General features: G+C 62.8%; 12 protein-coding genes, 1 tRNA gene and 1 pseudogene. 11 read left to right on the forward strand and 3 right to left on the reverse strand.

Annotated elements, in window-relative coordinates; genetic code table 11:
* Nucleotides 1-44 precede the first annotated feature (44 nt).
* Both IF10I1_RS22985 and IF10I1_RS22990 read left to right on the forward strand, forming a co-directional pair.
* Nucleotides 45-278: a type II toxin-antitoxin system HicB family antitoxin gene (locus IF10I1_RS22985; protein ID WP_244284730.1), complete on the forward strand. Its 234-nt coding sequence runs from the start codon at nt 45-47 to the stop codon at nt 276-278.
* Nucleotides 272-331: pseudogene (locus tag IF10I1_RS22990) on the forward strand (hypothetical protein); the annotation flags it as partial. The gene IF10I1_RS22985 and the pseudogene IF10I1_RS22990, both read left to right, overlap by 7 nt.
* Here IF10I1_RS22990 and IF10I1_RS15290 read toward each other — a convergent pair.
* Entirely contained in the window at nt 318-1,079 is a 762-nt protein-coding gene (locus IF10I1_RS15290) for a hypothetical protein (protein ID WP_186393433.1), read from the reverse strand. The pseudogene IF10I1_RS22990 and the gene IF10I1_RS15290 overlap by 14 nt on opposite strands.
* Before the next feature lie 415 nt (nt 1,080-1,494).
* On the opposite strand from IF10I1_RS15290, the gene IF10I1_RS15295 reads away from it, so the two are divergent.
* On the forward strand, nt 1,495-2,631 hold the full coding sequence (locus IF10I1_RS15295) for a hypothetical protein (RefSeq protein ID WP_186393434.1): 1,137 nt from the start codon (nt 1,495-1,497) through the stop codon (nt 2,629-2,631).
* 245 nt (nt 2,632-2,876) lie between these two features.
* Here IF10I1_RS15295 and IF10I1_RS15300 read toward each other — a convergent pair whose 3' ends face one another.
* Nucleotides 2,877-4,031 carry an ROK family transcriptional regulator gene (locus tag IF10I1_RS15300; RefSeq protein ID WP_186393994.1) on the reverse strand — a complete coding sequence of 385 codons (1,155 nt, stop codon included), beginning with the start codon at nt 4,029-4,031 and terminating at the stop codon, nt 2,877-2,879.
* A gap of 118 nt (nt 4,032-4,149) precedes the next feature.
* Between IF10I1_RS15300 and IF10I1_RS15305 the strand changes: the two genes are divergently transcribed.
* From IF10I1_RS15305 to IF10I1_RS15330, 6 genes are all read left to right on the forward strand, one after another.
* Complete coding sequence (locus tag IF10I1_RS15305) at nt 4,150-5,457, forward strand: extracellular solute-binding protein (RefSeq protein ID WP_186424555.1); 1,308 nt, start codon at nt 4,150-4,152, stop codon at nt 5,455-5,457.
* A 64-nt stretch (nt 5,458-5,521) separates the two neighbouring features.
* The gene (locus IF10I1_RS15310; RefSeq protein ID WP_186424556.1) at nt 5,522-6,403 is read left to right on the forward strand and encodes a carbohydrate ABC transporter permease; all 882 of its coding nucleotides are present in this window, start codon (nt 5,522-5,524) and stop codon (nt 6,401-6,403) included.
* A 1-nt stretch (nt 6,404) separates the two neighbouring features.
* Nucleotides 6,405-7,292, forward strand: a complete 888-nt coding sequence (locus IF10I1_RS15315; RefSeq protein ID WP_186424557.1) for a carbohydrate ABC transporter permease — start codon at nt 6,405-6,407, stop codon at nt 7,290-7,292.
* Between the two features lies 1 nt (nt 7,293).
* Nucleotides 7,294-8,343 (forward strand): ABC transporter ATP-binding protein, encoded by a 1,050-nt coding sequence (locus tag IF10I1_RS15320; RefSeq protein ID WP_186424558.1) that lies wholly within the window; start codon nt 7,294-7,296, stop codon nt 8,341-8,343.
* A 16-nt stretch (nt 8,344-8,359) separates the two neighbouring features.
* Nucleotides 8,360-9,199 (forward strand): glycerophosphodiester phosphodiesterase family protein, encoded by an 840-nt coding sequence (locus IF10I1_RS15325; RefSeq protein ID WP_186424559.1) that lies wholly within the window; start codon nt 8,360-8,362, stop codon nt 9,197-9,199.
* Complete coding sequence (locus IF10I1_RS15330; RefSeq protein WP_244293756.1) at nt 9,196-9,573, forward strand: inositol monophosphatase family protein; 378 nt, start codon at nt 9,196-9,198, stop codon at nt 9,571-9,573. Before IF10I1_RS15325 ends, IF10I1_RS15330 begins: the two co-directional genes overlap by 4 nt.
* A 269-nt stretch (nt 9,574-9,842) precedes the next feature.
* On the opposite strand, the gene IF10I1_RS15335 is transcribed toward IF10I1_RS15330, so the two are convergent.
* Nucleotides 9,843-9,932: transfer RNA gene (locus IF10I1_RS15335), tRNA-Ser, on the reverse strand.
* 1,168 nt (nt 9,933-11,100) lie between these two features.
* Here IF10I1_RS15335 and IF10I1_RS15340 point away from each other — a divergent pair.
* On the forward strand, nt 11,101-12,453 hold the full coding sequence (locus tag IF10I1_RS15340; protein WP_186393441.1) for a septal ring lytic transglycosylase RlpA family protein: 1,353 nt from the start codon (nt 11,101-11,103) through the stop codon (nt 12,451-12,453).
* A gap of 70 nt (nt 12,454-12,523) precedes the next feature.
* The gene (locus IF10I1_RS15345) at nt 12,524-13,735 is read left to right on the forward strand and encodes a D-alanyl-D-alanine carboxypeptidase family protein (protein WP_208977420.1); all 1,212 of its coding nucleotides are present in this window, start codon (nt 12,524-12,526) and stop codon (nt 13,733-13,735) included.
* Nucleotides 13,736-13,768: the final 33 nt, after the last annotated feature.

Below are 13,768 nucleotides of genomic sequence, written 5' to 3' on the forward strand. Positions count from 1 at the left end.
GGGATTGGCTGGCATAAATGGCTGGACGAGAACGGAGCAAGACCATGAATGATGTCATCGAGATCAATGGCGAGAAAGCCGTCATCGCTCTCGACCCGGAGCTTCAGATGCTGCGCGGCGAGTTCGTGGGCCTGAGTGGCGGGGCAGACTTCTATGCTGAAAGCGTCCACGAACTGATTGAGGAAGGCCGCAAGTCACTGGCTGTCTATCTTGAAATGTGCCGGGAAAAGGCATCTAGCGGCTCCGGAAGTTCTCCGGAAAGTTCAATGTCCGCTTGAGCCCGGACGACCACGCAGCCGCCGTTATAGTGTCCTATCTCAGTCTAACGTAACAGTGATCAGCCGTTCGTCGATAGCGGGCCCCTTGAAATACGTATACTTCAGCTGAGCGCCTTTACCTTGGATATTGGTATTTCTATTGCCTCGGAATGCGTTGAGAACCTCCTGAACGCTCTCCGGTGCATACCGAGTCGCCAGTGCTGTAACCCAAGCTTCGGCCTGCTCCCTGTCTGTATGGACACCATAGCCAATGTCACGGGTCCAGTCATTCCACATAATTTTCACGTTACTGACACTTGAATTGTCATCAGTGGCGTTGACAAAAATTTTCAGGACCTCTGCCTTTGGTAAGATACATTCCCAAAGGTCAGGAAGACCTTGCGTTTTCGTAACTTTCGGGGTCGGGCATTTAACAAGGTCCGCGATTGCGTTTGTCTCATCTACGAAGCGCCGAGACCCGCCAGCATTGCTTGTATCGACAAGGATATCGCTCATAGTGGTGTTTACTACGATAGCTGGTGCAGAGTTATTTGCGGATTCATTTGACGCCACTGTTCGGGCAGCTGGGAAAAGCCAATTGTATGTTTTGTACGCTCCAGGAGAAATTAGAACTATCGCAAAAAACAGCATTGTGAAACGTTCTCCAGGCTTTTCCTTGTTGGGAAACATGGCCCCCAGTCCAAAGATTGCACCTAAAATCGCGGATACAACCGTTATTATTGGGAAAATAACGGTAGACCAAGGCCAGGATGCAACATAAGCCACGAAAGTGGCAATAATAGTCAGAGCGATAAATGGCATCAGTAATTCTCCATGCTATCTACGCTTAAATATGTTTAAATTTATTAAGGATTTGCAACTGGAGTGTGTTAATTATTGGATGATCTTAAAAAAGTTGTCGAGTGCTTTAAGTTTGCCAACTGGAAGGTAACCTTCATCCGCATGGCTTTGAATGGCATACAACAGGCAGGCCCATGGTCCGCGGGGAACGGCGGCGCTGATCGAGATGCAGGCCTGAAGTCAGTTCCGCACCGGTCGGGCAGAATCTGCTGCGCCACCACCAGCCTCTGGCGGCACAAAGGTGCAGGCGAACTTGCCCGGAAAAACGGCTCCGCTTCTCCCCACCCATGACAGGTGAGCGTGATGATCTGTACCAGGGGCTTGCAGAGCCATATCACCCGGTTGAAGTTGAGCCGTTTCCAGAAGTGGGTGGATTATGAGCGAGTATCAGTTTTATGATTTTCTGGCCGTCGACAAGCCGCTTACCAGGACAGATCTGGAGGCTCTGAGGTCCTTGTCCACGCGTGCCCGGATTTCCTCCACCAGCTTCACGAACTCCTATGAATGGGGCTCCTTCCGGGGGGATCCGGATAGCATGATGGAGCGCTGGTTCGACTTGCATCTCTATCTGGCGAACTGGGGAGCCCGCCGGCTGATGATGCGTTTGCCTGCCGATCTGGCCGGCCGCGCCCGGCTCGATCAGTTGGCCGGAAGCCTCCATTGTGTAGAGCTGCGTGCCGCTGGCCCAAACCTCATTCTGGATATTTCCATTGATGAGATGGAGTTGGATGGCTGGGAGGATGGCGCGGGATGGCTGGCAGCACTTGCGCCGTTGCGTGCTGACGTGCTCGCCGGGGACCTGCGGCTTTTCTATCTTATGTGGCTGATGGAGGTTGATCTGGGGCTTGCGGAGGCGGGCCAGCTGGAGCCAATGCTCGGTATCGGACCAATATCGGATGCGCTGGAAGCTTTCGCAGATTTCTTTGGAATTGACTGCGATCTCGTGGCTGCCGCCGCCGAACGGGAAGACGACGCTTATACGAGCGTGGACGCATCTTCGGAGACCGCAGTGCAGGTTATTGCCGGGCTACCTGATGCGGACAAGTCCGGTTTTCTTGTCCGCCTTGTCTGTGGCGATGCGCATGTTGCCAGCGAATTGCGTGCCCTTGTCCGCAACAGCCTTAAATCTGCCAATACAGTCTCTCCCGTTGCCGCGCGAACGGCAGGTGACCTTTGTGCCCGCGCCAAGGTGATCCGCCAGGAACGTGAGGCAGAACAGGCCGAGCAGGCGGCGGCCGAGAGCAGGCGGCGCGAGGAAGAACAGCTGCAGTTTTTCCGGACCAGGGCCGATCAATTGATGCGGCACGGGTACAACGTCTGGGATGAAATCAACTCAGAGGCCGAACGGCGCAATGCGTCAGGCTATGACACAGCCGCCAATCTGATCCGAGCACTCAGGTCCATTTATGAAGAAAACGGATCGCTTGACGAATTCAGGCTGCGCCTTCAGGAAATTCGCGATCTTCACGCAAGAAAAGAGCGGTTTCTGGAGAGATTTTCGGATTTGGGGTGAATGACGCCCCGTCGTACCGGAAGCTCTCCTGAAACTTCAAAGTTCGGCGCAGCTAGGCTGTCTTCACATAGGCAGGCCCCCGCCACTTCAGGACCTGTCTGGTATGGGCACGATGGACCGGAACCGGCTGCCAGCGTTCGAGACGGCTTTTCTTCGGCGCGAATACTGCCAGTACCGCCAAGCTGTTTGCCGCCGGTGTCAGTGCGGCACGCGCTGCGGCGCTGCCCGGGCTGCATGGCCTGACGTCAGAAGATGCAGGTCTTGAAGGGCAGGGCGGCGGCGCCGACGGCGGAGGGTTCGCCTTCGAGGTCCGAGACGATGAGCTTGGGCGTCCGGCGGCGGTTGCCGTAGCGCGGGCTGTTGTTGAAGGTGACGCGCTCAATCAGCATGTCGGCGAGCTTGCGCGGGACTTCGCCGCCAAACACGATGGCCTGCGGATCGATCACCGACCAGATGGCGTTGAGCAGCGTGTTGGTGAAGGGAGTCACGTCGTCGACCCAGGCCTCGACGCCAGGCCAGTCGGGGCGAAAGTTGCGCCTCAGCCATTCCAGGCTCGGCACATGCATGCCTTCGGCCTCGAGACGGGCGATGAGCAGGTGCAGGGCGGGGCGCCGCTTGTGCCCTTCCGCATCGGCCAGGCCACTGAACTCGCCGGCGTTGCCGTTCGAGCCGGCATAGAGCTCGCCGTTCAGGATCAGCCCGCCGCCGAAGCCGTAGTTGAACGACAGATAGGCAAAGCTCTGGATGTGGCGCCCGACGCCCAGCATCGCCTCGCCGACGGCGGCGGTGCTGGCGCCGTTTTCCACCCAGACCGGCAGGTTGAAGCGGCGCGACAGCAGCGGCCCCAGTTCGATCAGCGACCAGTCATGCAAGGGCAGCGGCGCGTTGTAGACCGTTCCCTCGATCCGGTAGCCGGCAATGCCGAGGCTGAGCCCCAAGATCCGGTCGGCGGCAACGCCGCGCTGGTCGAGGAGTTGTGTCAGCCGGGTCTGGATGCGGTCGAGGCTGCCGGTCAAGGTCTGTCCGCCAATGTCGATGGACACCGTTTCGGCCGGGCCGGCGAAGGGCATAAGGCAGAGGCCGGCGCGGTCCGTGTTCACCGACAGGCCGACTGTCCAGGCGAATTCCGGGTTGAGCGACACGGTCGGGCTCGGCTGACCGCGGCCGGTGCCGGGCCTTGGGCTGCCGAGCAGAATGAGGCCGCGTTCGGCGAGGGCATCAATGATCCGGTGCACGGACTGCTGCGCCAGCGGCAGGCGCGCTGCGATCTCGGAGCGGGAATGGCCCGGATAGGCCCGCGCCAGGCGCAGCAAGGCGCGCTCGTTCTCAGATACGACCTCACAGGGATCACTGGAGCGTAGGAACCGGGGCGAGATCAGGGCAACGGGATCATAGGTCATGGCCGGAGTTAAAGCACAGGGCGAGCCGGCTGCAAAGGCGTTCCGCGTCATGGCATTGTCACACTTAAAGTGTAGTAATCCGCCTGCCTTCACCACTGCCCCATGAGGAGCCTTCATCATGATCCGATCCACTGCCGCAGCCCTGTGCGCGCTGGCTTGCACTGCCCTTTCAAGTCCCGCCTCAGCGACCGATTTCGAGTTCTGGTATGGCAACACCGGCAAGATCGAAGAGGCGATTCAGGCCAACTGCGCCGGCTTCAATGCCGCCCAGAGCGAGCACAAGGTCACCTGCGTCGGGCAGGGCGGCTATGAGGTTGCCATGCAGAAGGCAATCGCCGCCTATCGCTCCGGCACCCATCCGGTGCTGATCCAGTTCTTCGACGCCGGCACGCTCGACCTCCTGCTGTCGGACGCCGTGGTTCCCGTCTCGGACGTGCTGCCCGGCGTCGACTGGAACAGCTACATCGGCGGCGCGCGCTCCTATTACGAGACGTCGAAGGGCGCGCTCTGGTCGCAGCCCTACAATGCCTCGACGTTGATTTTCTACGGCAACCGCGAGGCGCTCGCCTCCGTTGGCGTCAGCGAGCTTCCGGCCACTTGGGAAGGCGTGATCGAGGTCGCGACCAAGCTGCGCGATGCCGGTCATGCCTGCCCCTTCGCCACCGACGGCCATCCCTGGCGCGTGCTGGAACAGTTTGCGGCCCGTCACGGCGCACCGGTTGCTACCCAGGGTAACGGCTTTGCCGGTCTCGATGCGGAGTACGCCTTCAACGCCGGCCTGCCGGCCAAGCATCTGGAAAACCTTGCGGGCTGGCGCAAGGACGGGCTCGTCCGTCTGGCAGCCGACACGCGCGCTGGCAAGTTCGTCGACGCCTTCAACTCTGGCGAATGCGTCATGATCGAAAACTCTACGGGTGGATACTCCAGCCATCTTGCCGCGCTCGGCGACAAGCTGATGGTGGGCCTCGCACCGATGTACGAGGGTGCCGAACGGCGCAACACGCTGGTTGGCGGGGCCTCGATCTATGTCATGAAGGGACATGGCGCCGAGCAGACCGCAGCAGCGAAGGCGTTCCTTGACTACCTGCGCGAACCGGTTCCGCAGCTCGAGTTCGTCAGGGCGACCGGTTATGTGCCGGTGACGCAGGCCGCCCTTGACCTGATCAAGACGACCGGCCGGGCCTCGGATCCGGCCTTTGCAGTGGCAGAGCTGGGCGTCAGGTCGATGGACGTGGCCGGCAACGAATACAGCCGCGGCATCCGGCTCGGCTTCTTTGTCCAGTTCCGGGACATCTTCATGGAAGAGACGCAGAAGGCCTTCAACGGCGAGAAGCCGATGCAGGCAGCCCTCGACAGCGCTAAGACCCGTGGCGACGAGCTGCTGCGCCGCTTCCAGGCAACCTATGCCGGCGTGACCCTGCCGTAAGCAAGACGGCCCAGCCCCTGGCCGTGAGCGTCAGGGGCTGGTCTTTTTCCCGGAAGGATCCTTGATGCTCGCCCTGTTTCCCCAGCGCTGGCTGGCCTTTGCCCTCGTCTTGCCGCAGACGCTGCTGATTGCGCTGTTCTTCTATCTGCCGGTTTATCTCGCGTTCTACTGGTCGTTCACGCTGGAGCGTCCGTTCGGCGGTGGATCGGAGTTCGTTGGCCTGCAGAACTACGCAAGAGTGCTGGCTGATCCGGAGTTCTGGGGATCGCTGCGCCTGACCTTTATCTTCATGGTGATCGGCTCGACGCTGGCCATCGTCATCCCGTTGATCCTTGCGCTCGCCGCCGACCGGCACATCCGGCTGAGCCAGCCGGCGCGCAACATCCTGGTCTGGCCGAAGGGCGTCGCCGGGGCCTCGATCGGTCTTGTGTTTGTATTCATTTTCAACCCGTTTCTGGGCCTGCTGGCGCCGCTCAACGGCCTGTTTCCGGGGATCTGGAACCCGCGCATCGACGGAGCTGACGCCTTCACGATGATTGTCGTGGCCCATGTCTGGGGCGGAATCCCGTTCAACTTCGTCGTTCTGCTCTCCGGCCTTCAGGCCGTGCCGCAGGTGCTGCACAGGGCGGCGGCGCTGGATGGGGCAGGGCCCTGGCGCCGGGTGCGCGACGTCCAGTTGCCGCTGATCGCGCCGCAGCTGTTCCTGTCTTTTGCCCTCGAATTCACCGAAAGCGTCACCGGCGCCTTTGGCCTGATCGACTCGATGACCGAAGGTGGTCCGGGCGGATCTACTACACTTCTAGTGTATAAAATCTACTCGGACGGCTTCCGTGGGTATGACCTGTCGGGCGCTGCGACCCAGACGGCCCTCCTGATGATCTTTGTCCTGATGCTGACGGCCTTCCAGTTCCTCGTTCTGGAACGCCGCGTGAGATACGAGCGCTGACATGGTCGAGAACACCAAGAGCATCGACCGCGCCGCCGGTCTCATTTTGGCCCTCGGCATGGGGTTCGTGCTGCTGCCCCTCGTCGTCGCGGTCATCACGGCCACGCAGGCCTATGAAACGGTACTGACCGGTGGCCTGAGCTGGATGCCGGGTGACCAGATCCTCGCCAACATCGCCCGCGTGTTCGAGGAAACGGCACTCCCCGGCCAGCTGGTCAATTCCTTCGTCGCGGCCATGCTGGTCGCGACGCTGAAGTGCCTCTTCGCCTTCATGACCGCGCTGGCGATCGTGTTCTTCCAGATCCGCTGGGGCGGGGCGCTGTTTGCCCTGACGCTGGTCACCATCATGCTGCCGCTCGACCTCCGGGTGATCACCACCTATCAGGTCGCCGCCGATGTCGGCATGCCGGTTAACATCCTGCTGGAACTGTTCGGCATCGGGCCGCTGATGCGCCTTTCGGTGCTGGACACCTGGTTCGGGCTGGCGGCGCCGCTGGTGGCGCATGGCACCGGCACTTTCCTGTTCCGTCAGGCGTTTCTGGCGATGCCGCGCGATCTGCCCCGGGCGGCCGTGATGGATGGGGCGGGGCCGGTCCGCTTTGCCCTCGACATCCTGCTGCCGCTGTCCCGCGCGCCGCTCATCGCCCTGTTCATCATGATGTTCCTCGGCGGCTGGACCCAGTACCTGTGGCCGCTGGTGGCCGCCTCGCGGCCCGACATGCAGACGGCCGTTGTCGGCCTGTCCCGGCTGGCCAACGACATGCCGGGGGCGGTGCCGGACTATCCGCTGATCATGGCCGGCGCGCTCGTCGTCTCGGCCATCCCGCTGGCCATGGTTGCCCTGCTGCAACGCTTCATCGTGCGCGGCTATGCCCTCTCGGAGAAATGACATGACACAAGCCGCTGAAATTGCGCTGAAAGGCGTAGCCAAGCGCTTCGGCGCAACCGAGGTGCTGCCACCGCTCGACCTGACCTTCACCGCCAGCGCCTTCACCGTCATCCTGGGGCCGTCCGGCTGTGGCAAGTCCACGCTGCTCAACCTCATTGCCGGGCTGGAGGCGGTCTCCGGCGGGGAGATCGAGATCGGCGGACGGAAAGTGCAGGACCTGCCGCCGCGTGAGCGTGGCTGCGCCATGGTGTTCCAGTCCTATGCGCTCTATCCGCACATGACGGCGGGCGACAACATCGGCTATCCGCTGAAGGTCGCCGGTGTGCCGCGCCGCGAACGCATGACCCGGATTGCGGAAGCCGCCCGCGTGGTGGGACTTGGCGATCTGCTTGCCCGGCGCCCTTCGGAGCTGTCGGGCGGTCAAAGGCAGCGGGTGGCGATTGCCCGCGCCATAGTGCGTGCGCCGCAGGTGATGCTGTTTGACGAGCCCCTGTCGAACCTCGACGCGCTGCTGCGCCATGAAACCCGTGCGGAACTCGCCGGCCTGCACCGCCGCATCGGTGCGACGACGGTCTTCGTCACCCATGACCAGGCCGAAGCGCTGACGCTGGCCGACCAGATTGTCGTCATGAACGCTGGCCGGGTCGAACAGATCGGAACTCCGGCTGACATCTACCACCGCCCGGCCACGCGCTTCGTCGCCAGCTTCATCGGCCATCCGCCGATGAGCCTCATCACGGCCATGGGCGACGGCACCTGGCTTAGGCTTGGTGACGGCACGCCGCTGGCCGCCTCCACGCACCGAGGTGCCGTTCTGGCCGGTGTCCGGCCGGAAGCTGTGGTTCTGGACGCGGGAGGGGCATCATTTGTCCCGCTTCACCGGGAAGATTTTGGCTCGCATGTCGTCCATTTCTTCCGTCTGCCCGATGGTCAGACGGTGGCCGTGCAGTCTCCGGCCGGGCGTCCGGTGCCTGCCGATGCTGGTCTCGGCATTCCCGAGCACGCCCTGCATCTCTTCGACGCCGAAACCGGCGCTCGTCTTGTCTCCTGACCGAAAGGACATTTCGTTGTTGAACTACCGTGACTTCGTCGCCCGCAAGAACCGCCAGCCGTTGATTGTTGCCCATCGCGGGGCCTGGACCACCGGTCCCGAGAACAGCCTTCTCGCCATCCGCGGCGCCTTTGACGCCGGGCATCAGATTGTCGAGATAGATATCCAGGAGAGCGCTGACGGGATCCTGTTTCTGATGCATGATGACACGCTGGAGCGGATGACCGGCGAAACCGGCGCGGCCTCGGACAGAACCATGGCCGAGTTGGCGAGCTTCAGGCTGCGCGAGCGCGATGGCGGCAGCGATTCAGCCGCGTCGGATGAGCCGGTTCCGGCCCTCGCCCAGGTTTTGGCACAGGCGGAAGGCCGCGGCTTTCTCGATCTCGATGTGAAGCATCCGCACCTGATCGAAAAGGTCGCTGAAACGGCGGCCGAGCTGGGTGCCGCAGCCCGGGTGAACGTCAAGTTCCCGCTGCGTACGGCCGAGGACCTTGCCCGGCTGCGCCACATCGAGGCCACGACGGGCGTCATGGTCATGCCGATGCTGCGGCTGACGGTTGAAACTTGGGCCGATGATGTCGCGCGCGTGCTGGAAAGCGGTGCGGTGATGACCGAAATGAAGTTCGACAGCCTCGACACACTTCGTGCTGCCGCTGGCCAGCTCAATGCGGGCGGCACCTCGGTCTGGGTCAATACGCTCGATCCCGTCTGCTCGGCCGGGCTCAGCGACAGCCGCGCCGCGCATGAACCGGATGCGATCTGGGGTGTTCTGGTCGAGGCCGGGGCATCTGTCTTCCAGACCGACATTCCCGATCTGCTTTCTGCCTGGATCAAACGGCGGGGAGTGGCAGCTTGACGGCACCTTCGTCCAAAATCTGGGACTGGTTGATCGACGAGGTGCGCGCGGGTGCGGCAGAAGAAATCCTGCCGCGCTTCCGCCGGCTGTCCTCTGACATGGTCAGCGCCAAATCCGCGCCGGATGATCTGGTGACCGAAGCGGACCGGCAGATGGAAGAGCGCCTGCACGGGGCCTGCGCGCGCCTGATGCCGCAGGCCCTGTTCCTGGGCGAGGAGGCGGTTTCCGCCGGCCGGCGTCTACTGGAGGATTTGCCGCAGGCGGAACTGGCGATCGTCTGCGCTCCGGTCGACGGCACCTGGAACTTCGCCGGGCTGTCGCTCCTCACCTTCGCCAGCCGCAAGGCACTTCCGGCAGATGCCTGCCTGAGGTGACAGGGACGAGAAAAGCCGCTGGCGGATTTCCGCCGGTGGCTGTTTCCTGGAGAAGGGCGTCATGTGACCGGCTGCAGGTAAAAGCCTGAATGAGCGGTTCGCGCCGCCATCCTCTGTGCCCACATTTGCCCTGTCTCTGTGCCCACATCGTGCCCACATTTGTTCTGGCTGGTCGTGGATTACGATGGACGGGCACGGACAATAAAGCCGCCGAAAATGGCGGCTTGCAAGGAAAAATGGACGCTGGCGGAGGGTAATGGATGTGGCAATGGCGGAAGAGGTGGGATTCGAACCCACGGTAGGCTCTCACCTACGCCGGTTTTCAAGACCGGTGCCTTAAACCACTCGGCCACTCTTCCGTTGTGCACACCGTTTCGGGGCTTTGGGGGGGAATGTCAAGCGGGGTGGTGTGAATTTGTGAGGACTGCCCGGAACTTGCCAGAAAACGTGCCGGTAACCTGCCAGAAAACCTCGCAGAAACCTTGGCTGAAAACTCCGAGGGACGGGGCGGGTGGCACCTTGGGGCGCATCCCCGGAACAGCAGGATTGACGCGGAAAGGCGGCCTCAGCCTTGCCATATCCTCCGGCGGTCATCCCGGGCGGAGCGGAGCGCAGACCCGGGAACCACTCGCTTGCAGAGCCGCTCGCGTGATGTGTGGCGGCTACGGCAGATGCGCAAAGATGTCTTTGCGGGAAATTTTGCAGGATTCGGCATTTCTCTGGAAACGAGTAGGCCCCGGATCTCCGCTGCGCTCCGTCCGGGGCGACGCTGCGGCAAGGGGGCAGTCGCTCCGCAGCCAGAACGGCTGCCGCCGCGCCGCGCATACAATGCATTGTCAGGAAGAGTTGCCCGCCGTGTATCCCCCGGAAGGGGGCCGCTGATCCGGCGTGTCGTGGGCAGGGGTGCAGGATCAGCGGCCGGTGCCGGGAAGGCCCCAGCCTGCGCAGGGCGGGGCGGCCCGTTGCAGTGACATCACCTTAGGCGCTGCCGCCGCTGCGGTTTGTGATGACGATCACAAAGTGATGCAATGATGGGCCCGAGCCTTGCTGGACCCAAGCCTTGATGGGTCTGAGCCTTTTTAGGGCGGGGCGCGTCAGCGTTGCAAAGCCTGGACAGACCGGCAGGGGGATATGCCAGAGCCGGGCAGGGGTGCAGATTCGGGGCATGAGCCCTCTGCCATGTTGCAGGATGGTAAATTATTTCAAGAAGGCAGCGGCGCTTCCGGCCCTGCCGGAACGGTGGAAAACAGCCGCCCCGGGACTATACGGTGTACCGGATACGGTTTGATGGCCTCTGCGGCGCTTTGGGACTTGGCGAAGCGGTAAGGATCAGGTAACCACTATGCGATTAACTGCGGCTGTTGCATTTCTGCGGGGGCGGAATGCACTTGCGCGCAAGAGACCGAACGGTCAGTTTGCGCAACCGCGAGACAGTGCCGGGAAACCGGCTTCATGGAGCGCGTGTGCTGGGGCCGCCAGACGCGTTGTGAGTGGGACGGCAGGATGCAAGGTTTGGGGAAACGCCCGATGGCAGCTATGGCTGAGAAGGCCGTATGCGCCAGCAAGGACGCTCAGGAGGCAGGCGGTGTGAAACTCCGCAAGCCCGCCCTGAAACTGATGATCGCGCTGACTGCAGCGCTCGCACTGGCAGCCTGCGAAAGCGCGCCGACCAAGAAACGCTCCTCCGAATATTTCCCTGAATCCAAATACGGCGTGAAGGCCAGCCCCCGCGTGGTCGCCGATGGCAAGCCGGTGCCCAAAGGCGGTGGCCGCGCCATCGTCGGCAAGCCCTACAAGGTGGCCGGGCGCTGGTATTATCCGAAGGAAGAGCCGGGTTACACCAAGGTCGGATTTGCGTCTTGGTATGGTGAGGCCTTCCACGGCCGCAAGACCGCCAATGGCGAGATCTATGACCGTCACTCGCTGACGGCTGCCCACACCACCATGCCGCTGCCGTCCTATGCCCGCGTGACCAACGTGGAGAACGGCCGCTCGATGATCGTGCGCGTCAATGACCGCGGGCCGTTCCACGGCAACCGCGAGATCGATCTGTCGCAGCGCGTCGCCAAGATGCTGGGCACCAAGCAGGCCGGTATCGGCAAGGTGAAGGTGGAATATATCGGCCCGGCCCGCATGGACGGCAATGACGAGGCCTTCCTGATGGCGAGCTATGACGGACCGGGCGCCGTGACGCCGGGCGGCACGATGCCGGGCACCATGCTGGCACAGGCCCCTGCTGCGCCTGCACCTGCAGCAGGACCCGTCCGCGCGCCTGCCGCTTCTCTGATGGTTGCCTCTGCCGAGCCGCTGGCGCAGGGCGCCGGCAGCACGAATTATGTGCCGAGCTTCGCGCCGCGCCCGCGTCCCCTGACACTGCCGCAGCCGGTGACGGTGGCTTCCACTTCCGGCACCACTCATCCGCAGCTTGATCCGTCCTACATGATCGCCTTCGATCCGGCGGTTGCCTATGAAAGTGCGGCGCAGATCATGGTCGCCTCGGCAAGCCCTGCGGCCTCTGCGGTCAATGCGTCGGCGGCTGCCGCTGAAGCCCAGGCCATCATGAGCCCGGCCGCAGCCACCGCTACCGAGGTTCCCGCTGCCGCTCCCGCCGTCCAGACGCTGGGTGAACAGCCGCAAACCCTTGGCACCATCCGCGTGCCTGCGGCATCGCCGGTAAATGCGGCGCCTGCGGCCTATCAGGATCCGTCAGCCGCCGGTCAGCCGCAGATGATCTGGCAGCCGGGGCTGAATGCACCGCGCAACCTGCTGCGCGGCGGGGCCGTGTCGTCCTATGCCGCCAACGACCGTATCAATGGTGTTTTCGGTGCGTTCGAAACGTTCGAGAACAGCGCAACGTCCCTTCAGAAGCTGAACCGCTGATCTGGCGGCAGGCGCAGGCTGGATTCCGGCTGTTTGGGGCGGTTTTGAGCGGTTTTCGGCCGGGTGGAACATGATCGGGCAGGGTGAAACGGCCGCGCGGCCGCTGCAGACAAGGTTCAAACGCTTCAGCCTTGCGGCCCTTGTCGCAGGGCTTCTGCTTTCCGGCCTGTGCATGCCGCGCCCCGCTGCGGCGCAGGATGTGCTGGCCACCCGTGCCACGACCGCCATTCTTCTCGACCAGTCCAGTGACACGCTGCTTTATGCCAAGGCGCCGGACCAGCCGTTTGAGCCGGGCTCCCTTGCCAAGGTGATGACGGCGGCGATCGTCTTTGATGCGCTGAAGGCGGGGGAAACGTCCGAAGACACGCTTTACACAGTCAGCGAACATGCCTGGCGCACAGGCGGAGCGCCGTCACGCGGGGCGACGATGTTTGCGGCCGTGAAGTCGCAGATCGCGGTGTCCGACCTGCTGCAGGGGCTCCTCGTTCACAATGCCAATGATGCGGCCATCGTTCTGGCTGAAGGACTTGCAGGCAGCGAGGAGGCCTTTGCCGGGCGCATGAACGCTCTTGCGGTCAAGCTTGGCATGAAGAACACGCATTTTGCCAATCCGACCGGCTATCCGGCGCCGGGCGTGAAAGTGACGGCACGCGATCTCAGTCTGCTGGCCGGCTATATCCTGAGCGAGCACAAGGACCGCTACGGCCTGTTCAGCCAGCCGGAGTTCACCTGGAACAACATTTTCCAGCGGGCGAAGAACCCGTTTCTGGGCAATGTTACCGGGCTCGACGGGCTGGGGGCAGGTCAGACCGAAAAGGATGGGTTCAGCGGTCTTGTTTCGGTGGAGCGGAACGGGCGGCGGGTGATTGCGGCCCTTTCCGGCCTTCCCACGGACAAGGCACGGCTGGCGGCGCTGAAGGATCTTGTCGAGGGGGCATGGGATGCCTTCACCCTCAACCGCCTGTTTGATGCCGGGGCACAGGTGGCCAGCGCGCGCGTGTTCGGCGGCACGGCAGGCGAGGTGCCGCTGGTGGCGGCGCGCACTGTCGAGGTTCTGTTGCCCACGGGCGGCACGATGAACTACCGTCTGCGCGCCGTTTATGACGGGCCGCTGCTTGCGCCGGTTGAAAAGGGCACCGTGGTGGGCGAAATCAGGGTGCTGGGGCCGGATGATGCCATCGTTTACCGCGCACCGCTTCTGACTGGCGGTGACGTCAGCGAGGGCACGCTGAGCCAGCGGGCGATGAATGGTGTGCGTCAGCTGCTGTTCGGCTGGCTGTGATGCAGCGCCCTGCGGGGCGGATGAGTTGGAGAG

The organism is Pannonibacter sp. I15F10I1 (genome assembly GCF_900185665.1).
Classification (GTDB): Bacteria; Pseudomonadota; Alphaproteobacteria; order Rhizobiales; family Stappiaceae; genus Pannonibacter; species Pannonibacter indicus.

Coding starts and splice junctions, on each gene's coding strand:
- IF10I1_RS15310 (WP_186424556.1), top strand. CDS start 5,522: ATGCTCGCCCTGTTTCCCCAGCGCTGGCTGGCCTTTGCCCTCGTCTTG.
- IF10I1_RS15295 (WP_186393434.1), top strand. CDS start 1,495: ATGAGCGAGTATCAGTTTTATGATTTTCTGGCCGTCGACAAGCCGCTT.
- IF10I1_RS22985 (WP_244284730.1), top strand. CDS start 45: ATGAATGATGTCATCGAGATCAATGGCGAGAAAGCCGTCATCGCTCTC.
- IF10I1_RS15290 (WP_186393433.1), bottom strand. CDS start 1,079: ATGCCATTTATCGCTCTGACTATTATTGCCACTTTCGTGGCTTATGTT.
- IF10I1_RS15300 (WP_186393994.1), bottom strand. CDS start 4,031: ATGACCTATGATCCCGTTGCCCTGATCTCGCCCCGGTTCCTACGCTCC.
- IF10I1_RS15340 (WP_186393441.1), top strand. CDS start 11,101: ATGGCAGCTATGGCTGAGAAGGCCGTATGCGCCAGCAAGGACGCTCAG.
- IF10I1_RS15305 (WP_186424555.1), top strand. CDS start 4,150: ATGATCCGATCCACTGCCGCAGCCCTGTGCGCGCTGGCTTGCACTGCC.
- IF10I1_RS15315 (WP_186424557.1), top strand. CDS start 6,405: ATGGTCGAGAACACCAAGAGCATCGACCGCGCCGCCGGTCTCATTTTG.
- IF10I1_RS15320 (WP_186424558.1), top strand. CDS start 7,294: ATGACACAAGCCGCTGAAATTGCGCTGAAAGGCGTAGCCAAGCGCTTC.
- IF10I1_RS15345 (WP_208977420.1), top strand. CDS start 12,524: ATGATCGGGCAGGGTGAAACGGCCGCGCGGCCGCTGCAGACAAGGTTC.